Source organism: Bacillus cereus group sp. MYBK108-1 (genome assembly GCF_051917185.1).
Taxonomy (GTDB): Bacteria; Bacillota; Bacilli; order Bacillales; family Bacillaceae_G; genus Bacillus_A; species Bacillus_A cereus.
Map to the genome: position 1 here is coordinate 1 of NZ_JBQAHZ010000022.1, position 24,106 is coordinate 24,106.

Sequence of the window (24,106 nt, forward strand, 5' to 3'; positions counted from 1 at the left end):
TACATCTGTTTCAGTTGCAAATTCTGTACCATAGCTAGCATTTGCACTTTGTGCACCTGAAGCTTGGGCTTTCTGTGCCTCTGCTTGTGCATTCGCTTGTTTCACTGCATGTACATCTGTTTCAGTTGCAAATTCTGTACCATAGCTAGCATTTGCACTTTGTGCACCTGAAGCTTGGGCTTTCTGTGCCTCTGCTTGTGCATTCGCTTGTTTCACTGCATGCACATCTGTTTCAGTTGCAAATTCTGTACCATAGCTAGCATTTGCACTTTGTGCACCTGAAGCTTGGGCTTTCTGTGCTTCTGCTTTTGCATTCGCTTGTTTTACTGCTTGTACATTTGTTTCAGTTGCGAATTCTGTACCATAGCTAGCATTTGTACTTTGGATGCTAGCGTCAGAAGTTGCCTTATTGTAACCTTGTTGTTTTTTGTTCATCTTTCTCACCTCCACAATTAATAATATAACCACCCCATTTAAAAGCTATTCTTAATTATATTTTTTAAATTTCCGCCAGTTATTTTAATCTTCATTCAAACTACATATTATAGAGATGAAATTATGTATATAGGACGAAATATGACTGAACTAACCATGCTTATAAGAAATGAATGGAAAGAAAAATAAATATTAATTACATATTATAAAGATGGTTATTTCCTCTCTAGTTATATGACTGTGATTGATATTGATCTGCTAATTAGTGCTGTCATATGTACTGATGCTTTTTATAATAAGATGACACTACAATTTTCTAACATAACAGAGGTAAAATAGAATAGATTTAAGTAATCACGTTTGAATCGTTATAAAGGAGTGTATAAAATGCAAGGGAATCAGATAAGAAAGAATACAGCAAGAACTGTTATTCATAATAATGTAAATAACTATCCCTATTTAAGTATACCTATGATTATCAATGAGGAAGATGAAAAGATATACGAAGTTTTAAGCGCCGGTTTTCATACTAATGATGCAGTAGCAATGATAAAAACGGATGGTTTCGCTACAACCAGGGCAAATACACCGATCGTAACAGTAAAAAACACCGATGGTAGTATTCAAGTATTGCACTTGCCTTTAGAATTGGAATATTGGGTACTTTCTTGTATGCGTGCTGCTTCAGCAGAAAAAAATCCTTTCCCATGTAAAGTTGCTTTTGGAATCATTGACACTAAATTTCATGTGGAATTTAAATAAAAAAGAAGGGATTACTCAATTTGAGTCCCTTCTTCCTTAAGTTAAATAAACATCACTTCTCTGCGTTGTTTATAGGAGTAGCATCAATAGAAGCTGAAACTGAAATATTTGCCTTTGATCAGAAATAAAACACAAAAGTTATATATTAAACTTTTAGTTTTTTATTGAATAATTAGGAACTAAACTGAAACTCTTGCATACTATATAATTAGGAAAAACAGTTTTGGAAACAAAACGCCCTTTCCATCGGGGCAACCCGAAGGGAGGACCGATGTCTTCCCGCCCTACATAAAAAGATCACCTTAGGGTGGTCTTTTTGATTCTGGTTCAAAAATCATTTAATAACATGCCTATCAGGTTAAGAATACAAATCACCTCATGTCCATCAACTTAAGAATTCCCATTACCACCAAGTGTCTCCACATATTTGTATGTTGGAAGAAGATGGAGTTATAAGTGCAGCTGCAAGAACAACATTTACACCACCGGAATTAGCGAAACTTTATAATTTTCCATCCTAAAATTGTAAAAATCAATGCATTACGATCATTGAATTTGATAGCGGATATAAAACCAGTAAAATGGTGCAATACTTTAATTGGCTAGGAGTTTCTCAACCAGAACTAGATGATGTACTTGTGGATGGAGCGCATAATCAAACAAAGATGAGAGCAGATAGTGAAGTACAGTTAGACATTGAGGTAGCAGCGACTGTCGCTCCTGGAGTACGAATTGCTATGTATTTTACACCAAATACAGATGACGGATTTTTTCATGCTATTAACAAGGCTATCCATGATCAAATTAACCAGCCTTCTATACTCTCTATAAGTTGGGGTCTTGCTAAGAATTTATGGACAGACCAAATTAATGAATGCACTAGAGAATTTTCATAGCTAGAAACAAATTTATGTAATTGATAGGCCTGTTGCTGCAAATTTACTTCTTAAGTAACAACTTTTGATGAATTAAAAAGAAGCAATTTATGTATTGGATACAAAATACGAAAGAGCCCTTCTTGCATGATAAAAATAACGAGCAAGTTACACTTGTACATACAATATCACCCCAAAAATTAAATACTAATCAGATCGATTTACCAAAAAACAACCAAGTATTGATCAATTATTATATAAAATGTTTTCCACTTTATTTTTAAGTATGAGAAAAAAATTAGATAAGACAAAAACTTCCTTCTTCTAATTCGAAAGTAAACTTTTGAATAGAAATTCACTTTCCATTTCATCAATAAGAAAAACCACAGCAATTGCTGTGGTTTTTCTTATTGCCCTGGCTAAAACTATGTTGTAAATACTCATGGCATTGTATGTTTGATTTCAATTTTAAGTTCCAATGTAAATTTTAAAATATTAGTTTATTTTAAAATCACCTAAAACATTGAATTTAAATAAAACTCCCTAATATCTTCAAAATAAAAATATACATTCAAAACACTATAAAAAAGAATCAACAATCACTACAAACAAAAAACAATTTAGAATTACATGTTCGAAACCATTAGAAACATAGCTGAAAATAAAAAATCAACTTTACCAAAACCCCCACTGAATAAATCTTCCCTCTAATTTTTGAATAGATTTCCTCCCCAACAAACAAAATTAAAAAGTTTTCCTTCCAAAAATGCAATGAAATATTATAATTCCAAATATATAAATAACTATATTTAAAATCAATGCTAACCATTTTTATATATTTATTGGCGATTTCTTGAAATAAAGAATATATGTATATTAAATTCTAATGCCTATTTTTAATATTTAAATTCAAAGAGGTGTATTATGAGACCAAAATTTTTCGAACCATCTATTCTATTTTGGAGAACTGAAAGAACTCCAAATGATACCCAATGTAACACTCAATGTAATTTTAAAAACGATTGTCACTGTATTACCAATAGAACAGATTTTTTTCCTGTAAATGAAAAAAATCAAAGTAACTTCCTTGATATATTATTAAAATTACCAATTAATTATCCAATAAATAAAATTATTCTTAATGGAAAAGAAATAGCAGTTACTAATTTCATCTCAATAAATACAGATAACTACATTTTAATTTGTAAAAATAAAGAACAGATAATTTCAATTAATTCTAAATCTATAGAAGCTATTTATTGGTAAATAAAAATAGGTAATATTGTCTATTGCGGTATAAGTATAATTGAATATAATATATTATACTCATTTAGGAGGTGAATCCTTTTGGAAAACGGTATTAGAACATTATTAAATAGTTTTCCTACTAATTACCCAGTAGATAATGTTATTGTAAATGGCCGCTCCGTTGCAACTACCAACTTTATTAATGTACAAGGAGATTTAGCTTTCTTTCGTAATAATGCTGAAACTCGAATCTTTAGAATTGAAAGTATCGATGGTCTAGACTTCTAAAATATTTATAAAGTGTAAAAAAGTCCCTGCACTAAATTATGGGGCTTTTTTACATTTACCTCTTAATAATTGACTCTACTCCATTTATATTAATATTTTTAAAATAAATGTATACCTCCAAAACAATACAAATAAAGAATTTAATAAATTCATGGAAAAATTTATAAAGATCCCTCTCTTTTTTATAAATAGATATCCATAATCCGTCCTACGCTTTTTATTCCAAACTTCACTTAAGCTTCGAGCCTGTACACTCTCAAAATTAAGTAACTTTAGCGACATAAACGCCCAGGACACTGATTATTACTTCCAAAATTTATAACATTTCTTTTCATTATTAGTTGCAATCATCCTCTTAACTTCCTGGACTTCCCTTATTGTTTGCATAAGCATTTAATCACGACCCTGGTTCTACTCCATGTCTTCACTAATATTTATTACTATAAGTGTATTGTAGAAACAGTTGATATCTTAACATGCTGGGGGATATAGTTGAAGTAACAGCACATGTTTTGCAGCATCTCGAATTCCTCCTCCTTCTAATTAGCAAATACAGTAATTCAAATTGCGGATGACACCTTAAGATGTCTATTCTTTTTTAAAGGGACCTGCTCAATTACTCTATAAAACCATAAGGTAAAATGAACCCGTTAAGACACATGAGTGAACCCCTGTTTTATTCTCTTACCAAAAGGAGGAAAAATTATGAGTTATGGTGGCGGATTTGCTGGTGGCTTTGCTTTATTAGTTGTATTATTTATTTTATTAATCATAGTTGGAGCTGCTTGTTTCTGCTAAAAAACTATCTGAAAAGACACTCTTATATGAGTGTTTTTTCTTTATTTCTAAACAGACTTGCCCATTCATTCCATAAAAACATACAGTACTATAAAACCATTAAAACAACAACCTATCCCATTGTTAGGTCTTCTAATTAAAGGGGGAAAAATTATGAGTTACGGTGGTTCTTGCGGTGGTTTTATTAGCGACTTTTCTTTACTGATCATTATCTTCAGCTTATTAATTATTATCAGATGTAGATGTTGTGGCGGCGGATTCGAGAATTAGGAAAAGGCACTATTATGAGAGTACATACTACTTAAATAATGCAATTATGTATAACCTCAAAATATATATATAGTTAATAATCAATATAATAAAACAACGAATGTGAATACCTTCTATAAAGCAGATTCTTTTGAAAAGTATAGCATATCGTTCGTTTTAAAAGATATGACTTCACTCTGATACTGATCTCAATTCTTTTGTATGTTGTGTACTAACACTCTAATATATAATTATTTCACCTCTACTTCTAATACATGTTAGTTAGCTTATTTGCAAACTTGCTTGCACTTTTTTTGTTTTTTTCTATTACATACTCTTGAAAAAAATTCAGCTGATTGATGGAAATATGATCATTTATGTAATCTGCACACGAACTTCCTGTTCTTGCAATAATTGGATAGTCAACTCCAATACGATATTTTGCATTAACTGGTAGTGTTTATCATGAGATTTACTTTGTTCTGATATAAGTTCTATACATTGAAATATATAGCCTTCTACACGTAAGCCTCCTTTTTCAATTATAGATGGATTATGTCCTTTTTTTATTATTTTTGGCAATAAGAATTCTTTTTTTGTCAAAATAATTTCCTGTGATACCTCTTTTATTCCTATAACTTTTTCTTTAAAAACCACCTTTTCTATTAAACTAATTTCACCTTTATATCTCCCTATTTCTATTGGTAGTTTCACCTTTATATAATTATTTACATCCGCTTCAACTTCCTTCTCTAATATTATGCCGTGGATAGGAATCCACGAAGATGTACCTAGCCAACTCTCTTCCATATCTCCTTTTACTTTTTGATTAGAAAGTTCTAAAAGTACTCTCTTCTCATGAAGGGTTGAAGAAACTAAATTACAATTAATTTCTCCATGATAATGTTGCATTGTAGTTAATAACTTAGAATCCAGTTCACGACCTGTTGCATCTTTTTCATTACGAAATACAAATGCTTCTTGATTTTTCACACTAATATTAGGAGATTTTATGAAACTAGTAACATCCGAAATAATAGAAAATGGAGTTTTCACTTCTATTGAACGTACTGAAGTCTCTATTTTCGATCCTGAATCTATACTTTTTTTCTTTGAATCTGTTTCTTCATTTTTTTTCTCTAATTCATTTGTTTTATTTTCTTTTTCTGATTCAATTTTCACCTCTACTCCCTCTAATCCATTCGCTTTCGCTTCTTTTTCTAACTCTGGTTCTTTACTTTCTTTCTCTGCTTGTATTACTTTCGTTTCTTTTTTTGACTCTGGTTTTTTACTTTCTTTCTCTGCTTGTATTACTTTCGTTTCTTTTTTTGACTCTGGTTTTTTACTTTTTTTCTCTGCTCGTATTGCTTTCGTTTCTTTCTTTGGTTTTGCTTCTTCACTTTTCTTATTTTTTCTTATTTCGCGTGAATCATCTTGATCATTTAATATTTCCCCTTTGTCAACTTTGTTCCATATTCCCTTACCAACCAATGGACTATCCATCACTATCCCCCCTCACTTATGAAACTCATAAAAATATGTTTTGACACGCGACCATTCATCATTATATATGTTTTATAATAATAAAAAAGACATTGTCTTTTCATATAAATTTCTTTACGATATTTGGGATCGCCAGCACTACAAAGTATCTAGTTGTGCCCTTCTCGAAAAAGAAACAAATCCATCGGTACCCATATGCTCCGTAAAACCTTCGGATGTTAATTCTATAAACAAACAAAAGATGTGACCATGGTAAAAAAAATACTTATTCATCGAACACCACAAATCAAACTGGAACATATTAAGTAGATTAAGAAAAAAATGATGTTATTATTAAACAACTTTCATATTTACATAAAAAATCCACACTTAACTAGACTCCTATACTCACACCATCTTTTCTAGACGAGCATAAGATGTACTAACGAACGAAAGGGGGTAATTTTATGGGTTTTGGTTTTGGTGGAGGTTGTGATTTTAATAGATGTGATGATCGGAGAGATCATCACCGAAAAGACGAAAACAATAGACAGGTGAATAATAATCCAGAGTTATTACAATTCTTAAGAACATTAACTCCTGGTACTTGTATTGTTCTTCAATATGATTGCCAACCACCTACAAGTGCAACATTCCAAGGTTTTCAAGGAAACAACGTAATCATTTTATCTGACTTCGATTGTTTCCCAGGATTGGCACGTATTGCAATTAATAAAATTAATGTCATCTCTATAAATTCACCTGATTGTAATCGTTTCTGTTGCAAGCGTAAGCATTGTAAAGAACATGATGAGCATGATCATAGAGATGATTATTAAAAATGAATGAATAGAAATACCTTTCCTTTAATTTTATAAGCCAATTTGCAGAAAAAACACCTATTACAAAAATAGGTGTTTTTTCTTTCCTAAATTTACTGAACTGAACGTAAATAACAAACCATTCCATATATCGGACATATACTATGGTAAGGTCGGCATCCAAATGACCCAAATAAATACCCACGCCAAGAAATAAAACTACAAAGTATTTCTTGGCACCTTTTACATAAAACAAATAAACTTATTAAAAGTGTACAAGTTAATTACCAAGTTTTTTATACTATATAATTAAGGATTAGAAGATCCTATACCACCAATCCATAAAGTTACCTATATATATTTAACTTTCTAAATGTGCAAACCTAATTGAAAATGCTTCGTTTTGAAACAACCAATTCATGTGCTAATCCTTCCACAGTAAATTTTTTCATTTGATTAACCATCATAATCATTTCATTTAATCTTTTAGCCCTAGGCATCGATTCTCTTACATAACTATGGCATAATCTAGAGCCGTTATAATATATATTCATGGATAGAAATTTATCTGTGTTTTTTTGTTTTATCTAGATTTCTTTAAATTATTTCTAACCGTATTTCCCGAAAGAATTCACCTTACTCAAGCGTGCGCAAGGCGATATCCAATGGTAAGTGGATGATGAATTACAGTTAGCGTAAACCAACATATTTGCTACTATATACTTTTGTACAGATTGTTTTTATCATTTTTTAAAATGTGTTATAAACCTGTTCACAGGTTGCGGCTGTTGGTTGAAAAAACAATGTTTTTATAACGTCCGACAAAAGGTTGATTATACCATTGTTGAGGACAATCACCTGGTGGCCTAAAATACCATAAACTAAATTTTCCAGGCCAATACCTCTCTCCATTGATTACTCGACAAGCTAAGCGTTTTTCACTTTCTCTTGCTCTTTGATAGAAATAACCATGGGTGTAACAGCTTCAAATGCATGTTCTTGGAAAATCATTTGTCTAATGGTACGAAGATTTTTAAAATCGGAACAATGGCTCTTACTCGGTTAATTCCTACATTTCCGACTAGCAACATACCCTGAGACCATTCAGCTTCTGCTCTCAGTAATCTTGCTAAAAGTGCAATATCTGCACCTGTAGCGTTAACCCCCCCATGACTTCACCTCCATTATATTTTCTTCTTAATAGTATTGCTTATTAGTTGGGATAATGACTTTTCATATAATATAGACTGTTATGTCTACGAAGTATGAAAGATAATTACTCTTGAATTAGGAAGGATAATGGTAAATATAGATTTTTTCATGGAAGGATTTTTATTTTTATGAGTATGGGACTTAAAGATGGAACGACAGGTAAAAAAATTGCTAAATAAACTCATGAATAGTGGTATTTATAAGGACTATGTAGTTTCTATAGTTTGGGTTACTTATTTACTTTTGAGAAATATGATTCAAATTATTGTTTTATCTTTTTCCAATATGCGTCTCCTCACAATAAATAGAGAGACACTTGTCTCTCTTCAAAAAGTACTTTTGGGAATTTTAAATTATCCCTCTTAGTATCAAACCTAAAACGGCCATAATTATCGTACTGATAATTATCCGTAAAATCCAAGAGGTATTTATGCTTATTTTTTCTAATTGCTTATTAATTGTAGAAATGTCTTTCTCGTTAATTATTATTCGAGTTTCTAAATTACGAATATCACGTATGATCTCTTTTTGTTCGGATTTTAGAAGATCAATTTTCACATTTACGTCTTTCATATGCTCACGCCCTTATAATATCTTAATAGAACAGTCTTAACATATTATGAGACAACCTATTTCGATGTGAATGTATACGTGTTATTTCTATGTAGAATCTTAATTTAATACATTTTCCCCAATCTTATTTATCATTACTAAACTAGTACAAGCATTTGTTATTTGACTGATAGCTGTACTAATTAATCAAATTCGGATGTTTTGTTAGAACTCCAATCGAACCTCAACTATATTCGTCATATCTTAAGTATTATCATTAAAAATTTTAGAAAATTCACGAAAAAATGAGTGATGTGAAATAATGCTATTTTAAAAAATTTTATCAATTTCAATTGTTATTACTAACTCTATGTCCCCGTTTACAGAACATTAAACGCACATTTTATTCAATAAAAAGAGAGCATCCAGGACAATAGATGCTCTTAATGTATAAGGAGTTCTAACCAAAACTTAGAATGGAGGAAAAGCGGTCAAGCTCGTCCTATACTCTAATATATGCTTGTTCTCCTTGAAAGGTGAAAAATAAAAAGACACCTTAATTAGGTGTCTTTTCAGGTATAAGAGATAGATACCATGTGAAAAGCCTTTCTGTATCATTGTATGATTATCGATTCCCGTTATGCTTAAAAATAGCTTTTAAATACGTTTATTGTGTATTTTGATAGTTAATGATTTTATCACGAATAACGGTCACAATAAATTCCTCAATAGTGCTGTTTGTTTCTTCGACTATTTTATCAAGTACTTGATATTCTTTACTGAAGATCTTAACTGGTTTTGTCACACTGCTGCTATCTAAATAGACGCTATTATTAAAACGTTTCACTAATTTCCCTTCAATTAAGTATAGTAAGAGGCTCCCAACCCACTCCATTTGCATATCCATAGGCAATTCAATAAGTGATTGTCTTACATCTAAATATCAAAAACCCCCCTCTTCTGAAATCTTTATATTTCTTGGTGAGTCATATTGGATTATTGTCGGTCCTTACTACTACAGGGGTACGTGTGGTCGAGGTGGCCCATACAAAGAGTGATAATAAACGAATTGTTTCTATTAATAAGGAAATTTTTAATCGTATTGTTGCGTTTCAAATCCGGAGACGATTACCTGTGAACATTGGAAATACAAATAGAAAGACTATATTTCAAACAAAGAATCATACTACTTATAGAGAAAATTACTTATCACAATATATTTCTAAAATCATTAAGGATACAAAGTTATCCTTTACGGAGAACATACGAATTACTCCCCTCTTCTTTAGACATTTTTATGTACAGTACTTATACGACTACAAGGGACTATCACCTCATATAATAGTAGCTGCAGTAGGTCATAAAAATGACAGGACAACAAAAGAAAACTACCTAAAACAAAGATTAAAAACCTGTTATGGACACTTTTTTATATGAAAAGATATTAAATTTTTATTGGTGATGTATACGTTGATATAAATTCTGATGAAAAAATTATTAGTAGGCTTAATCATTGATACGAACTAGCTTGTTTTTTAATTAGTTCCCATATATTTAAACAAGGCTTATTTCAATCCACTCCTGTCTTGTTAATTTATTTGCACAATTCAATTCAAATTCACATATACTACTTGTGCACATATATTTAGGTCACATGTGGGAGTGTGATCTGAAACCTACTTTTCAAAAAGCGCTATATAAGCGCTTTTTTTGATGTATAAAATGTTTTTTTACAAAAGACACACAATTAAACAAACATAACTACATATGATATATTCTATCCTCTCTTTTTAGAGTGAATAGTCGTTACAGAAGGGCACTCTCCGGAGTGCTCTTACATTTTCATACCAAATAGCGTTTTTATAAACAACTTGTCACCTTTAAATCAGACAGGCATATATTATTGTATGGGGCACTCCACTCCATACGTTCAACCCTTTTAGTCTAGATGCACACTTATATGTGTGCTCTTTTTTATTCACTTAAAAAAACGATTTTGTTCAATAAAAAGAGAACATCCAGGGTAATAGATGCTCTTAATACGATTAGATTTTTAACTGAATAAATGGAATAGGAGCGTTTAAGCTCATCCTATACTTTAATATATACGAAAGATAAAAAGTAAAAAGACACCTTAATTAGGTGTCTTTTCAGAGTGCCAGAGGTAATCTATATGTCGGATAGACCTTTCTATATCATTGTATGATCATCAATTCTTGTTATGCCTAAAAAGGTTTTTAATACGTTAATTGTGTAGTTTTAACATAACAAGGAATAAGATTCTGTTATGGACACTTTTTTATACGAACAAGATATAAAATTAAATTTGATTGGTGATGTATGAGTTGATATAAATTCTAGTTAAGAAATATTAGTAGGCTTGATCATTACATCATTGATACGAACCAACTTAATTATTTAGGATGTATGTTAAATTTATACTCTTTCCCACTGTTCATAAACACTTTTCTCTACCCCTGTATCGTTAATTAATTCGCACACAATTCAATTCAAATTTACATATGCTACTGTATGCTACACATGCATCTAGATCACCTATGGGCAGGCATGATCTGAAAGTTCACTTTAAGCGCGCTATATAAGCGCTTTTTTTATGCGTAAATAATCTCTACAAAATGAAATTATCATTATTATATTTCCTTCCGAATAACATTTCCAATACGGTTTATACTATAACTGTAACTTTAAAGTTATACAACCTAACTTGTAGGGCCTAATTTTCTTTTGTACAACAAGTAGTTAGCCATTTAAGCTGGCTGCTTTGTTGTGTAAAATGAAATCTCTACTCGAATTTATGCTACACTTCTTCTATTAGCCAAGATAAGATATTACAATCATTAGCTTCAATTTATTTCATACCAAGCATACACCTTTTTAGAGTAATAATATCCGTATGTCCAAGTTTTATAGATTTTTTACACCAGAACCAAAAATAATTTTATTACACCATTTCATATTTACATAAAAAATCCACACTTAACTAGACTCCTATACTCACACCATCCTTTCTAGACGAGCATAAGATGTACTAACGAACGAAAGGGGGTAATTTTGATGGGTTTTGGTTTTGGGGGAGGTTATGATTTCAATAGATGTGATGATCGAAGAGATCATCATAGAGATCATCACCGAAAAGACGAAAACAATAGACAGGTGAATAATAATCCAGAGTTATTACAATTCTTAAGAACATTAACTCCTGGTACTTGTATTGTTCTTCAATATGATTGTCAACCACCTACAAGTGCAACATTCCAAGGTTTTCAAGGAAACAACGTAATTATTTTATCTGACTTCGATTGTTTTCCAGGATTAGCACGTATTGCAATTAACAAAATTAACGTAATCTCTATAAATTCACCTGATTGTGATCGTTTCTGTTGTAAACGTCGCAGACATTGTAAAGAATGTGACGAACATAAACATGATAATGGAGAAGATTAATTAATTTTAATTAAAGGAAAAATCTTTCCCTTAATTTATAAGCCAATTTGCAAGAAAAACACCTATTAAAAAATAGGTGTTTTTCTTTTTTAAATTTTACTTAACTGAACATAAATAACAAACCATTCCATATATCGGACATATACTATGGTAAGGTCGGCATCCAAATGACCCAAATAAATACCCACGCCAAGAAATAAAACTACAAAGTATTTCTTGGCACCTTTTACATAAAACAAATAAATTTATTAAAAATGTACAAACCTAATTGAAAATCTGCACATATAATGTATTCTACCTTTCTATTATTTTATTGCAGGGATTTATCTTATATAAATCCCTTCTTTTTAAGTATTTAAACAATTCATTTAACATACATAATATAATAATCCCTAAAAACAAAATAAGATAAGAATCTTCTCCCTCTTATCTTTTCCTAATATTTATTAAAAATTCTATTAAACTACTCGTCTAATACTAATAACATCTAATCTAATCTTATCATATTAAGGTTCGCAGTAGGCACCCAAATAAGAAATCTATTCTCTATGCGAATAAAGACTCGTATTCCATCAATCTGATCTCCACCTGAAAAAACTCTAATTTTATCGCCTTCCCGTAAATCATTTAATCTTCTTCGTCCTTTAAAATTTCCTAATTCACTTACTTCCTCACAGCCTCTTTTTCTTCAATTTCTATTACATTCATCACATTCACATCTGCGTTCAAAAGACATTTAACATAACCCCTTTTTCCTAAAAAACTTATTTGCACTATAAATTATGAAAGAAATTAATCGATTAGATGTTCTTTCTTTATCAATTTCCCAATTAGCTAATTTATTTAAAATAAAAATTACTAATTTCAACATTTGTACAAGCCATTTTGCATTACTTACATACATTAACAATGAGATGATGATCATCTTACACCCCAAAACCCTAAATTACCTGTTCGGTAACTATCTTTAAAAGATAGAAAAAAGGACAGTTTTTAACTGTCCTTTTTTATTTTTACTAAGATACATATTTCGGAATTTAAACACCTCTTACTAATAAATACATATATTATATGATGCTCCAATACACTGCTAGATACAACTTCTTTAACAAAGAAAGAACTTATTTTCTATCTGTCAAGAATTTAGGTTCTTTTTTCACTGCTTTATATCCATTCATATTAATGTAATGATGTCACTTCCCTTCCATATAATCGATTCTATGCTTTTTATCCTACATTTATTAGTCATGAGAATTTCTCTCACCCTCAAAAAATATTTTTAGCGCTGTTAAAATTTTATTAACGTGAGTTTTGGATGTCTGTATCCATCTAAATAATAAGATTTCTGTATAGAGATAATAAAAAACTTTAATTTTATCTTCAGAGAGGCAATAATCTTTCATACAACAATCTAATAAGCAGTTATTGAAGCTATTTAAAATTTGTTTTTTGTTTTAATGTTTTCGATTTTAGCAAATAATAATGTTTTTTAATTTTGGCCATTTCACACCAGTTCCTTCTACTAATCCCAGCCCCATCAGAAGTGCTATTTGATTTAGGAATGTTATTTCAAACAATTTCTATTTCATACATTGCAACATTTCTATTTTATTTAGTACATAATTATTTTCTTGAGAGCATTTAATGTCCTCTTTTTTATCAGGAATCACCCCCTCTTAAAATTCACTGTTCGAACTACTTACTACAAAAATACTAGAAGCTTTATTAACCTTGTATTTTCATATTCCATTCATAATTCACATTGATTAGTAAAGGATTGAAATATTAGAGGTAGATTATGTAAAATGAAAGTCCATTTAATTCGCATGAAAGCTTACATGGGGCTGCATTAGATCCAAGGTTAATTTGACCACTCTCCCACCGATCTCCCCTTTTACTTTTCCATCAGGACCGACTGACGTCAATAGGCCTACTGGCAATACCGGATCGACCGGACCACCTGCCCCACCACTAGTTTGTGATGTAGCTGGCAGTATTGGAGAATGCTCCTTTGAAGGAAGCCCTGTAGAGAATGGGAATTGTTCATTCGCTGAAGGATGTGGTACGACTGCAAATAGAGATTGCTCACACGCTGAAGGAAGTCAAACTGTAGCAAATGGCTCTACCTCTCACCCAGAAGGGGTACATACTCAACCGAATGGTGAGGCCTCGCATGCGGAAGGTTCTCTTACGATTGCTGATGGTGATTTTTCTCATGCGGAAGGAGAAAATACTACTACTGCGGGATTTCAAAATGCCCATATTATGGGACGCGCTTTGGCGATGCAGAAGAATCTAATTCATGGTTTATTGCAAATGGCACAACGAATATATTTAGAGGTTTAGGAGCCAAGTGGCTGGCAAGTAATGGTGAAATGTATATTGACGGCGCCACTTATAAGCTGATGTTGCCGAGATATTCGAAACATTCGATGGAAATAGCATAGTTATCGATTACTTTGTCACCTTAGAAGAAGATAAAGTTAGAGTAGCTATGTTTGCAGATGAGTTCATCTTAGAAATCAGCAGCGCAACTTCTAGTTTACTTGGGAATAGTGCGGGATTAAGCTGGCATGGTCGTTATGTACTGGATGAATGAGGATGTCGTACCTATTACGAAGTGACAATTCCAGCAAAAAAAGATAAAATAGGAATAAAATCATGCTTGAGCGCTCGGAAATTCAACCTGTTATAAACCTGGAATGGGATCCGAAACGTGAGTACATCCCAAGAAAAAACGACCCGAATGGGTGCCAGTAGGACTAATTGGAAAGATTCTAGTAAGAGATGATGGCACTTGTCAAGTAAATAGTTAGTGTCGCCCAAATAACGAAGGAATTTCAACAGCAGCAGCTAATGGATATAGAGTAATGAAGCGTACTGGGCCAAATCAGGTTTTAATTTTATTTCGCTAAAAATGTAAATTCTATTTCAATTATGTAAATACAATCACAACTTTTTCTCCTAAATAAATAAGCCCTACCATAAGGCAGAGCGAATATAAGAAATGCTACACGCATAATTCAACATCAATATCAACAATTCATTTTCATCAGAATAAAACTCCGTTTATATAATTCCTAAAGAAGTAGCTATTGTTTAACAATAATAAAATCGTTTAATTTTATCATCTAAAATGCAATAGCCTACTATCAACTTGAATGATAGTAGGCTATTAGAGTTATTTAAGACATAAGTAATATTGTAACAAATTGATATTTTTAGGTATATTATATCGAGTGGAGTTGAAAGTCCGTTTTTTGTTTCTCAACTTATTACACAGAATTTTCTGTCTTTTAACTTGTCATTTCCAATGGACCTTGATAAAATATGAATTACATATCGAAACACCCTTATTGGATACCTGCACCTCCCTGTGTAGGTATTTTTGATGTTAGTTTTTAAATAATGAATGCATTTTTCTCATTCCTTCCTGTTGCTTTCACGCATCGAAATATCCATTTCTCTTTCAAGAAAATCCAAATTATATTCACTATTTACAATTCTTTCCTAGGTGAAAAATAATGTTTTTTAGAATTTTTAACAGTTCCAATCCTATCTTTTCTAAGATTGGAAACTATAACATAAACGCTCTTTTTAATTGATAATCAGGATCTTTGATTTTTTGCTAAAAACTTTATTAATATTCAGCTAATCGTTACTCCTCCATAAGTTCAACATTCCGTTTGTTATTTATGTATGTTTGAATTTCGTTACAAAGATTAGAATATAGAACGATGTTGTGCAATTCGTTTAAAAGTATCCATTTAACATAGGTTTAATTTTCATCTGGGTTATCTGAAAGACAGGGTATTTCCCCTTCTTTTAACTCATATTCAAAAATCATTGTTAACGAATGCACTGTTCCATACTGCTCTTTATTCTTAAAAAGTGCATATTCATATAAAAATTTAACTTCCTAATGTATTTATAACTGTTTATTCAGGTGTAGGTGGATGCAGTCATACAACGGGAAGGAAATTTAGCATGAGTATGATCTTATTAAGTGGACAGTTCCTACATATTTATACAAATTCAGGTAAACAACATGATCCAACTTTATTTTAAATCTAGTATCTTTTCCTTCTTATATTCTTTTTAATGTATTCATAAATTTTATCCATAACAAACGTTTCATGTTCTATCCAAATGGCTTCAGCTTCTTCTAATGTAACTACTCTTACTAATTTCTCAATTGCTGTGTCTTTAACTAAAAATGTAGCTACAGCACCTGTAGCTGTTGAATACTTACTGATAACTAAATTCATAATGTTATCAATCTCTAATACTGTATCGTTATGAGAAACCTTCTCATTTTGACTACTTTTGTTTGTTATTTCTTTATCAGACAATTGTTTTAATCGGGAATTTAGAGTGAATTCTACATAACCTATTGGAGAACTAATATCTGAACGAAATCTTATATCCTCAATTATTTCTAATACAATTTCTTTATGAGCTTCCCATTTTTTTAACACTTTAGGAAATACTTTTTCTTTACAGCGTTCTTCAAATCTTTTAATTTTTTGTTCAAATGTATTGGGCTGTTGAAATTTATCTAAATTCTTTTCAAAATGAATTAAATTGTTATCTTTCTTTTTTTGGCTATAGATAATAAATTTGATTTTTTGTACTTTCCTGCCTAATTTAATTTCTTCAAATTCAAAAGAAATATCTGTTTTTTGATTCAATTCTTTTTGAGAAGGTTTTAACACACGTTGCTTAAAATTTGCATAGTTAGGGTATATACCCATCGCATCTAAGTAATACCTTAAATTTTCAAGACTAATTGTACGTTCCTTTAAATCTTCATATTGTTTTAGTAGTTCATAAATACGTATAGCGTATGTACTTTTCAATTTAATAACATTAGCTAATCTATAGCTTGTAAACTTGTTGCTTAATTCTAATAGAAATGGCTTTAATAATGGATCGAAACGCATATCAATTGTTCCTTTATTTCTGTTGTAAATTGCTGAAGACAGCCAAGATACCTGTATCAGCTCTTCTCCAATACGAATTTCAATTACTTTTGATAATAATTCTTTAGTAATTTTACTTAACTCCGAATATTTAGTAGATCCATTTAAATCAAGTAGATCATGAAAATGTTTAATCGAGAATGTGTAGGTTTTAAAATCCCAATCATTAGGTTCAATATTACTAGCCAAACAAAGTAATATTTTTTGTTCTACTAAATTTAAACGTGAATTTGCTTCAATTAAAGTATTTGATTTTGAAACAATATTATTTTCTTTAATCTGCAAATCTTTACTATCAGACATACCTACATACGTCCCTTCTTTCTTACCTCTACTGTTCTACTAACTATAACAAATATATTCACTTTGCCACATTTTATTTTTGTTTATTCAGAAAATTACACTCTCACTATTACAGTTAAAAGCCCTTTGTTCTATATAAAAGTATTCCGAAAGTCATTTGAATAGTAATATTTTTTGGAAATATTTACATTTATAAATTGTATAACCAGATTTGTTATCTTTAGAACAGTTTTGTTATGCTTAAAATCAAATTTGTTATTTTCAGAACCATTTTTGTTATAGTTAAGACTATTATCTTTAGAAATATTTTTGCTAGAGTTAAGCAACCAAATTTGTTATCTTTAAAACCATCTTTGTTAGAGTTAAACAACCAAATTTGTTACCTTTAAAACTATCTTTGTTAGAGTTAAGCAACCAAATTTGTTACCTTTAAAACCATTTTTATTATCTTTAGAACCATCTTTGTTAGAGTTAAGCAACCAAATTTGTTATTTTTAAAACCATTTTTGTTATAGTTAAAACCAAGTTTGTTATCTTTAGAACCATCTTTGTTAGAGTTAAGCAACCAAATTTGTTACCTTTAAAACCATTTTTGTTATAGTTAAAACCAAGTTTGTTATCTTTAGAACCACTTTTGTTATAATTAAGAGTCATAATCCCTTATATACCAAGACATTCCATGCTCTTAAAACATATAAACATATAAAATATGTAAAACAATTAATATATAAATCAAGCAAAAGATAAATTGTTGAATCCATATACTTATTATCATTTTTAAATGAAATTTCCACGTCATGAAACCAAATTTGTTATATTTAGTTTAAATAGACAAGTAAACGTCAATTAATCATATAATTCTTTTGAGAATATTTAACTAAAAATCAAGTTATATACTTGATTGAAGTTTCATAAAATAAAAAAGCCCCAAAAAGGGCCTTTTGAGTTTCGAAAGAAAGGAATATCTCCTATATAATATATGCTTATTGCAATAGAATGTGAAAAAATACATAATAGTTTTATTTGGTGGAGCAGTGAAGTAGTTTAATCAAGGTGGGGGGATAGTTGAAGGTATCCATTGTGTGGAGATGCTTTTTTGTGAAGATTAAGACTCTGCATCACGAAATTTTCCAGAAAAGTACCTGAATATTTTTAAAAATAAGAAACAATCCAGGTAGACACTCCCTTGACTAAAGTTGAGAGCTTTAATTCTAACGTATTAACGAAGCAGACTCTTGGATGACTGAGAGTTCGCAATCCATTTTTTGTCGTAAGGAAATATGTATAATAACGTTTTCTATCGATTATGGATATGCATATCTATTTGGTCAGCAATAATCTTGATAAGACACCGTTTCTTTATAAAACAATGCTCTGTTTCTTAATGTTATTTAGATATTGTACTTGTCTGATTGAGATGCCTACGGATATCTTTATTCTTTTTGCAAATTACATCGGTTAGGTTGAATTTTGTTCTACTGAGATAACACGGGGCTTTTAAACATAAAAAGACCGCAAGGCTTTTTGAAAAAGCACTTTGCAGCCATCTGATTTCTTTTCTTGTTTAAATGAAAATCAATTGTATTCTCTTCTGATTCAAAGGTAGGATCTAAATATATTTAATTACCTTTAATTTATACATATGTTTCATCAAATCTTCCGGAATTGATTGTTGACTTCAATTGTATGTTTTTTGAATGCTTTTCCAGAAATTAATTTTTACCTGTTTTGCTTTGTCCATATATAAGATTAAGAAGCTGCATATATTCATCTTCTTGTCCGATATCAAATCTTTTCCCTTCAATCATTTTTCCATATACTTTTTTAGTCATAATTAAAGAATGAATCGCATCTGTTAATTGATATTCCCCCCCAACGCCAGGTTGAATGTTTTTTAATAAAGAAAAAATATCAGGCGTGAAAACATATCTACCAATTACTGCAAGATTAGATGGAGGATTTACTTTTGGCTTTTCTACAATATTTGTAATGTTCATATAATTATCTTTTACAACATTTCCTTCGATAATACCATACTTCTCTATGCACTCGTCTGGTACCGTATGAATGCCTATTACACTATTTTTTGTCTCTTTATAAATACTAATCAACTGATTTAAAGCAGTTTCTTTATCCGAAACTACAATATCATCTGGCAAGAGTACAGCAAAAGGTTCATTACCAATAAATGTTTCACCTAATCTTATTGCCTCACCAAGTCCCCTCGCGTATGGCTGCCTTATATAATGGATTTGAACATTTGGAATAGCAAGATCTTTTAACAGGTGGGCTTTTTTTTCTTTTTCTAAAAAAGCCTCCAATTCTAATGAATAATCAAAGTAATCAACTATTAAATCCTTTCTGCTAGAAATTACAATTAATATTTGCTCAATACCTGACTTTACAGCCTCTTCCACAATATAATGAATCGCAGGTTTATTACCTATTGGAAACATTTCTTTTGGAATTACCTTTGTAATTGGAAGGCTCCTTGTGCCGTAACCAGCGGCTGGAATGATTGCTTTTTTTATCACTAATCTCTCGCTCCCTTGAGTGTTTAGAATATTAATATTCAGTAACCGCCTTACCTGCGCATGACGATTCCAAAAGAGGCTTTTACCTTCTGATTGCTTTCATTGCTTATATGAATAGGCCTTTCATTTGTCACCAATCCAACTTGTCCCTCAATATACTGTAACAACTAGTACTATAGTACTAAGTTCAGAGAGGTGATTATCATATGGATATATGTATTATAGGCTCTGGTTATGTGGGAATCACATCAGCAGCAGTATTAGCAGATTTAGGTCATGATGTTATATGCGTAGATAAGGATCAAGAAAAAATTCAAGCTCTCCAAAAGGGGGAGTGCCCCATTTATGAACCAGATTTAAAGGAGCTTATTCACAAAAATAGAAACCGATTACAATTCAGTTGTGATATCGATAATGCTATTCGACAATCACCTGTTATTTTTATCGCTGTAGGAACCCCTTCTACAACAAGTGGAAAGACGGATTTAAAATATATCTACTCCGTCATTGATCTACTGGTTCCAGCTATAACATCGTATAAAACTATTATTACGAAGAGTACAGTTCCACCAGGTACAAATCAACAATTATATGAGACACTTATTAAACGTGGGGTTTCATCGGCCTTATTCAATATTGTCTCCAATCCTGAATTTCTTCGCGAAGGCTCTGCTGTTCACGATATGTTCAATCCAGATAGAACTATTATAGGTATCCAAAAAGGTGACAAAACATCGTTAAAGATTATGCAGGATATATATAAAGGGATTAATGCTCCTTTCCTTTGTACAGGTTTAAATGAAGCAGAGATGATTAAATATACATCTAATGTATTTTTGGCTACCAAAATATCTTTTATAAATGAAATTTCTCGAATTTGTGATGCATATAACATTGATATTGTTGAAGTGGCAAAAGGAATTGGCTATGACTTTCGAATTAATCCTCATTTTCTTCAGGCGGGGATGGGATATGGCGGATCATGCTTCCCAAAAGACTTACATTCACTCATTTATACAGCAACTGATAGGCACGTAGCAGTTCCTATTTTACAAGCTGTACAATCCATTAACTCCACACAGATAGATCTCTATGTTGAAAAAATTAAAAAAGCTATAAAAGAACCCTCTTCAAAAAAAATAACAGTTTTAGGAATTGCCTTTAAGCCAAATACTGATGATATTCGTAGTTCCCTTGCCGTAATACTTCTTGAAAAGTTAATCCCTCATGGCTATGATTTACATGCCTATGACCCCAAAGCTTTTCTTCCTCCACATTTAAAAAGACAAGTTACCCAGCATGATAACCTAGAATCTTCAATTACAAATTCTGATTGTATTATTATCGCCACGGACTGGAATGAATTTAAAACACTTAATTGGAAACAAGTCAAACAAGTTATGAAGGGATGCACAATCGTGGATGGACGCAATTGCATTGAAAAAGATGAAATAGAAAAATACGGATTACAATATATTGGAGTGGGTCGGTCATGAAAATACTTGTAACAGGAGCCGCTGGTTTCATTGGCTCACATCTGTGTCAAGCGTTACTTAAAAATAGTGCATATCATGTAGTTGGAATTGATCATTTCATCGGTCCTACCCCAGCTACTTTAAAGACAGGTAATATACAATCTCTCGAATTGAATTCACGTTTTCAATTCATACAAGAAGACATTCTAAATACAGATTTATCAATACTATTACAAGATATAGATGTTGTTTATCATCTAGCTGCTATTCCTGGTGTGAGATCAAGTTGGGGAAAAGATTTTCAGCCTTATGTTACAAATAATATAATGGTTACACAGCAGTTACTTGAAGCCTGTAAACACATAAAATTAGATAAATTTATTCATATATCCACATCTTCTGTTTATGGTGAAAAATCTGGCGCAGTTTCTGAGGATTTATTACCTACCCCTCTATCTCCATACGGTGTTACCAAATTAAGTGGTGAGCACTTATGTCATGTTTATCACAAAAATTTTCACATACCAATTGTTATTTTAAGATATTTCACAGTGTATGGGCCAAGGCAGCGTCCTGATATGGCATTTCATAGATTAATTAAACAACTGCTAGTAGATAAACCTCTCACAATATTTGGTGATGGAACACAAACACGTGATTTTACCTATATTGATGACTGTATACGAGGAACAGTGGCCGCTTTAGAGACAAAAAATAATATAATAGGTGAAGTTATCAATATCGGTGGAAAAGAACAAGCATCCATTTTAGACATCATTTGTATGTTAGAAAAAATATCAGGGAAATCAGCAACCAAAAACTTTCTAAAATCAGTTCCTGGAGAACCGAAGCAGACATGGGCAGATATATCTAAGGCCAGTACATTACTGCAATATTCTCCAACAGTTTCTCTATCCGACGGACTGGAAGCAGAATATCATTATATAAAACAACTATACAAAGGGGATTAGTTTATGAAAATTGCATATATATGTACAGAAAAATTACCATCTCCCGCAATTAAAGGTGGAGCAATTCAAATGATGATTGATGGGGTGTCCCCCTATATAAGTCAAGATTATGAACTTACTATTTTCTCTATTTCAGATCCAAGTCTTCCAAATCAAAAAACACAAGACAATGTCAATTACGTGTATGTGCCTCAAAAAGATTATGAACAGCATGTTATAAGAACACTCCAAACCAATACCTTTGATATTATACATGTCTTTAATCGTCCTAAAAATATACCTCTATATAAACAAGCTTCTCCACACAGTAAATTTGTATTAGGCCTTCATAACGATATGTTTGCTGAACATAAACTGTCTATTTGTGAAGGCAATCTTATTATTGAAATGGTTACCGCCATTGTGACTGTTAGTAACTATATTAAACAAACTGTGATTGAGAGGTTTCCACAAGCTGAAGAAAAGATTTCTATTGTCTACTCTGGTGTTAATTTAAAACAATCTCCCTCCATCTGGACACCAACAGGACAAAAGATAAGAAATGCATTTCGTACAAAATACGGTATCCAAGATAAAAAAGTGATTCTATTCGTTGGCCGATTATGCAAAAATAAAGGTCCAGACTTGCTCATTCAAGCTATGAAAAAGATTATTCAAACGCATAAAGATACGGTACTTGTAATTGTTGGTGGTAAATGGTTTAGTGATAACCGAGTAAATAAATATGTTAAAAAGCTATATAGAATGGCTAGGCCAATTAAAGAACACGTAATTTTCACCAAATTTATTCCTGCAGATCAAATTCATAATATATTTCTAATGGGGGATATATTTATATGTAGCTCACAATGGAACGAACCATTGGCACGTGTTCATTATGAAGCAATGGCTGCTGGAATCCCAATTATTACAACAAACCGTGGGGGAAATGCAGAAGTTATAACAGATGAATATAACGGCTGCCTAGTAGAACAATATAATAATCCAATGGAGTTTGCCAGACTTGTCCAGGCTTTGTTATCTCAACGAGAATTTGCACAATGGATTGCTGAAAACGGAAGAAAAATTGTGGAGGAAAACTTTACATTTAAGCATACAGCAAAAAAACTAGATCAGGTATATAAACAAGTAGCAGAATCTACTAATCAACCTGCTAGAAATCTAATACGCCCTCTCAAAATTCTAATTGTTTAAACTGCCCAGTATTTAACGTTCTGATGGGCTATTTGAATTGAGGGATTCCTAAATACAGAAACTTAACGGTTTCTAACTAATTAAGCTATTCCTGTAGTTCCTAGGGGTAAGAGGTGGAGCGCTTTGTTGCTAAGATTCCGTCCTACATTAACTTCTCAATCGTAATATGTGTGCTAAAAGAAGCGAGAGTCTACTCAAGAAGATTTGGATTTTTAACGTTTTTATTTTGATCAAAACAATTTGAACATAACTAACTAGAAATAAACATTATTGATACAACTACAATTTTCTTCCCGTATCATTTTGCTTTTTATTGAGGAAACTCGGCAGAGCAAGAATGGTACGTTAATATTTTCTACATTTCTTTATAAGTATGATTCCGCATAGCAAGGAGACGATTAAATGCAAAAAGGCTATAAACAATGATTCTCGCAATTCAGACTTTGTTTTTCCGATTCTT

The 24,106-nt window shown here is 31.3% G+C and carries 17 protein-coding genes and 9 pseudogenes; 15 read left to right on the forward strand and 11 right to left on the reverse strand.

The annotated features are described in order from the left end of the window. Positions 1-153 (reverse strand): annotated as a pseudogene (locus ACTFSL_RS23450) (gamma-type small acid-soluble spore protein); the annotation flags it as partial. Between the two features lie 9 nt (positions 154-162). Continuing rightward, a pseudogene (locus ACTFSL_RS23455) lies at positions 163-450 on the reverse strand (gamma-type small acid-soluble spore protein); the annotation flags it as partial. 174 nt (positions 451-624) lie between these two features. Between ACTFSL_RS23455 and ACTFSL_RS23460 the strand changes: the two are divergent. The 5 genes and pseudogenes from ACTFSL_RS23460 to ACTFSL_RS23480 form a co-directional block, all read left to right on the forward strand. Continuing rightward, positions 625-774 (forward strand): annotated as a pseudogene (locus ACTFSL_RS23460) (YolD-like family protein); the annotation flags it as partial. Positions 775-822: 48 nt separating this feature from the next. After that, on the forward strand, positions 823-1,197 hold the full coding sequence (locus ACTFSL_RS23465) for a hypothetical protein (RefSeq protein WP_063538741.1): 375 nt from the start codon (positions 823-825) through the stop codon (positions 1,195-1,197). Positions 1,198-1,778: 581 nt separating this feature from the next. Continuing rightward, the gene (locus ACTFSL_RS23470; RefSeq protein WP_088338849.1) at positions 1,779-2,093 is read left to right on the forward strand and encodes a hypothetical protein; all 315 of its coding nucleotides are present in this window, start codon (positions 1,779-1,781) and stop codon (positions 2,091-2,093) included. Positions 2,094-2,996: 903 nt separating this feature from the next. After that, complete coding sequence (locus tag ACTFSL_RS23475) at positions 2,997-3,338, forward strand: hypothetical protein (RefSeq protein ID WP_088338843.1); 342 nt, start codon at positions 2,997-2,999, stop codon at positions 3,336-3,338. Between the two features lie 81 nt (positions 3,339-3,419). After that, positions 3,420-3,608, forward strand: coding sequence for a hypothetical protein (locus tag ACTFSL_RS23480; RefSeq protein ID WP_000427351.1), 189 nt, complete (start codon positions 3,420-3,422; stop codon positions 3,606-3,608). 303 nt (positions 3,609-3,911) lie between these two features. Here ACTFSL_RS23480 and ACTFSL_RS23485 read toward each other — a convergent pair. Further along, a pseudogene (locus ACTFSL_RS23485) lies at positions 3,912-4,055 on the reverse strand (DUF3967 domain-containing protein); the annotation flags it as partial. A gap of 258 nt (positions 4,056-4,313) precedes the next feature. On the opposite strand from ACTFSL_RS23485, the gene ACTFSL_RS23490 reads away from it, so the two are divergent. Beyond that, the gene (locus ACTFSL_RS23490) at positions 4,314-4,406 is read left to right on the forward strand and encodes a YjcZ family sporulation protein (protein WP_000120178.1); all 93 of its coding nucleotides are present in this window, start codon (positions 4,314-4,316) and stop codon (positions 4,404-4,406) included. Between the two features lie 624 nt (positions 4,407-5,030). Here the strand turns inward: ACTFSL_RS23490 and ACTFSL_RS23495 are convergent. Beyond that, the gene (locus ACTFSL_RS23495; RefSeq protein WP_088338841.1) at positions 5,031-6,158 is read right to left on the reverse strand and encodes a BC_2427 family protein; all 1,128 of its coding nucleotides are present in this window, start codon (positions 6,156-6,158) and stop codon (positions 5,031-5,033) included. Between the two features lie 177 nt (positions 6,159-6,335). On the opposite strand from ACTFSL_RS23495, the pseudogene ACTFSL_RS23500 reads away from it, so the two are divergent. Beyond that, positions 6,336-6,467: pseudogene (locus tag ACTFSL_RS23500) on the forward strand (tyrosine-type recombinase/integrase); the annotation flags it as partial. 137 nt (positions 6,468-6,604) lie between these two features. Further along, positions 6,605-6,976, forward strand: coding sequence for a hypothetical protein (locus ACTFSL_RS23505; protein ID WP_000505643.1), 372 nt, complete (start codon positions 6,605-6,607; stop codon positions 6,974-6,976). Between the two features lie 732 nt (positions 6,977-7,708). Here the strand turns inward: ACTFSL_RS23505 and ACTFSL_RS23510 are convergent. The 3 genes and pseudogenes from ACTFSL_RS23510 to ACTFSL_RS23520 all read right to left on the reverse strand — a co-directional run. Beyond that, positions 7,709-8,100, reverse strand: a pseudogene (locus ACTFSL_RS23510) (cell wall hydrolase). 418 nt (positions 8,101-8,518) lie between these two features. Continuing rightward, positions 8,519-8,743 carry a hypothetical protein gene (locus tag ACTFSL_RS23515; protein ID WP_000655911.1) on the reverse strand — a complete coding sequence of 75 codons (225 nt, stop codon included), beginning with the start codon at positions 8,741-8,743 and terminating at the stop codon, positions 8,519-8,521. A gap of 646 nt (positions 8,744-9,389) precedes the next feature. Continuing rightward, positions 9,390-9,722: pseudogene (locus ACTFSL_RS23520) on the reverse strand (DNA-binding protein); the annotation flags it as partial. On the opposite strand from ACTFSL_RS23520, the pseudogene ACTFSL_RS23525 reads away from it, so the two are divergent. Both ACTFSL_RS23525 and ACTFSL_RS23530 read left to right on the forward strand, forming a co-directional pair. Beyond that, positions 9,719-10,159: pseudogene (locus ACTFSL_RS23525) on the forward strand (tyrosine-type recombinase/integrase); the annotation flags it as partial. The pseudogenes ACTFSL_RS23520 and ACTFSL_RS23525 sit on opposite strands and share 4 nt — an antisense overlap. A 1,638-nt stretch (positions 10,160-11,797) precedes the next feature. After that, positions 11,798-12,187 carry a hypothetical protein gene (locus ACTFSL_RS23530; protein WP_000505646.1) on the forward strand — a complete coding sequence of 130 codons (390 nt, stop codon included), beginning with the start codon at positions 11,798-11,800 and terminating at the stop codon, positions 12,185-12,187. A gap of 458 nt (positions 12,188-12,645) precedes the next feature. Here ACTFSL_RS23530 and ACTFSL_RS23535 read toward each other — a convergent pair. Together ACTFSL_RS23535 and ACTFSL_RS23540 are read right to left on the reverse strand one after the other, a co-directional pair. Further along, positions 12,646-12,923 (reverse strand): annotated as a pseudogene (locus tag ACTFSL_RS23535) (hypothetical protein). Further along, positions 12,924-13,112 (reverse strand): hypothetical protein, encoded by a 189-nt coding sequence (locus tag ACTFSL_RS23540; protein ID WP_063538758.1) that lies wholly within the window; start codon positions 13,110-13,112, stop codon positions 12,924-12,926. Between the two features lie 941 nt (positions 13,113-14,053). Between ACTFSL_RS23540 and ACTFSL_RS23545 the strand changes: the two genes are divergently transcribed. Both ACTFSL_RS23545 and ACTFSL_RS23550 read left to right on the forward strand, forming a co-directional pair. Next, on the forward strand, positions 14,054-14,533 hold the full coding sequence (locus ACTFSL_RS23545) for a hypothetical protein (RefSeq protein WP_179205506.1): 480 nt from the start codon (positions 14,054-14,056) through the stop codon (positions 14,531-14,533). A 103-nt stretch (positions 14,534-14,636) separates the two neighbouring features. Continuing rightward, positions 14,637-14,786 carry a peptidase G2 autoproteolytic cleavage domain-containing protein gene (locus ACTFSL_RS23550; protein WP_230396913.1) on the forward strand — a complete coding sequence of 50 codons (150 nt, stop codon included), beginning with the start codon at positions 14,637-14,639 and terminating at the stop codon, positions 14,784-14,786. A 1,471-nt stretch (positions 14,787-16,257) separates the two neighbouring features. Here the strand turns inward: ACTFSL_RS23550 and ACTFSL_RS23555 are convergent. Then, positions 16,258-17,472 (reverse strand): replication initiation protein, encoded by a 1,215-nt coding sequence (locus ACTFSL_RS23555; RefSeq protein WP_063538762.1) that lies wholly within the window; start codon positions 17,470-17,472, stop codon positions 16,258-16,260. 1,712 nt (positions 17,473-19,184) lie between these two features. Further along, positions 19,185-20,006 (reverse strand): UTP--glucose-1-phosphate uridylyltransferase GalU, encoded by an 822-nt coding sequence (galU, locus tag ACTFSL_RS23560; RefSeq protein ID WP_063538766.1) that lies wholly within the window; start codon positions 20,004-20,006, stop codon positions 19,185-19,187. A gap of 206 nt (positions 20,007-20,212) precedes the next feature. On the opposite strand from galU, the gene ACTFSL_RS23565 reads away from it, so the two are divergent. Genes ACTFSL_RS23565 through ACTFSL_RS23575 form a run of 3 tightly spaced genes read left to right on the forward strand, consistent with a single transcriptional unit; the run spans position 20,213 to position 23,646 of the window. After that, on the forward strand, positions 20,213-21,502 hold the full coding sequence (locus ACTFSL_RS23565; protein ID WP_088339032.1) for a UDP-glucose dehydrogenase family protein: 1,290 nt from the start codon (positions 20,213-20,215) through the stop codon (positions 21,500-21,502). After that, positions 21,499-22,452, forward strand: coding sequence for an NAD-dependent epimerase/dehydratase family protein (locus ACTFSL_RS23570; RefSeq protein WP_088339031.1), 954 nt, complete (start codon positions 21,499-21,501; stop codon positions 22,450-22,452). Before ACTFSL_RS23565 ends, ACTFSL_RS23570 begins: the two co-directional genes overlap by 4 nt. A 3-nt stretch (positions 22,453-22,455) precedes the next feature. Beyond that, complete coding sequence (locus ACTFSL_RS23575; protein WP_063538772.1) at positions 22,456-23,646, forward strand: glycosyltransferase family 4 protein; 1,191 nt, start codon at positions 22,456-22,458, stop codon at positions 23,644-23,646. The last annotated feature ends 460 nt before the right edge of the window (positions 23,647-24,106 follow it).

Bases quoted from the DNA above. Each gene is read 5' to 3' on its own strand.
- ACTFSL_RS23465 (WP_063538741.1), top strand. From the start codon at position 823: ATGCAAGGGAATCAGATAAGAAAGAATACAGCAAGAACTGTTATTCAT.
- ACTFSL_RS23470 (WP_088338849.1), top strand. From the start codon at position 1,779: ATGGTGCAATACTTTAATTGGCTAGGAGTTTCTCAACCAGAACTAGAT.
- ACTFSL_RS23475 (WP_088338843.1), top strand. From the start codon at position 2,997: ATGAGACCAAAATTTTTCGAACCATCTATTCTATTTTGGAGAACTGAA.
- ACTFSL_RS23490 (WP_000120178.1), top strand. From the start codon at position 4,314: ATGAGTTATGGTGGCGGATTTGCTGGTGGCTTTGCTTTATTAGTTGTA.
- ACTFSL_RS23495 (WP_088338841.1), bottom strand. From the start codon at position 6,158: ATGGATAGTCCATTGGTTGGTAAGGGAATATGGAACAAAGTTGACAAA.
- ACTFSL_RS23505 (WP_000505643.1), top strand. From the start codon at position 6,605: ATGGGTTTTGGTTTTGGTGGAGGTTGTGATTTTAATAGATGTGATGAT.
- ACTFSL_RS23515 (WP_000655911.1), bottom strand. From the start codon at position 8,743: ATGAAAGACGTAAATGTGAAAATTGATCTTCTAAAATCCGAACAAAAA.
- ACTFSL_RS23530 (WP_000505646.1), top strand. From the start codon at position 11,798: ATGGGTTTTGGTTTTGGGGGAGGTTATGATTTCAATAGATGTGATGAT.
- ACTFSL_RS23540 (WP_063538758.1), bottom strand. From the start codon at position 13,112: ATGATCATCATCTCATTGTTAATGTATGTAAGTAATGCAAAATGGCTT.
- ACTFSL_RS23555 (WP_063538762.1), bottom strand. From the start codon at position 17,472: ATGTCTGATAGTAAAGATTTGCAGATTAAAGAAAATAATATTGTTTCA.
- ACTFSL_RS23565 (WP_088339032.1), top strand. From the start codon at position 20,213: ATGGATATATGTATTATAGGCTCTGGTTATGTGGGAATCACATCAGCA.
- ACTFSL_RS23570 (WP_088339031.1), top strand. From the start codon at position 21,499: ATGAAAATACTTGTAACAGGAGCCGCTGGTTTCATTGGCTCACATCTG.
- ACTFSL_RS23575 (WP_063538772.1), top strand. From the start codon at position 22,456: ATGAAAATTGCATATATATGTACAGAAAAATTACCATCTCCCGCAATT.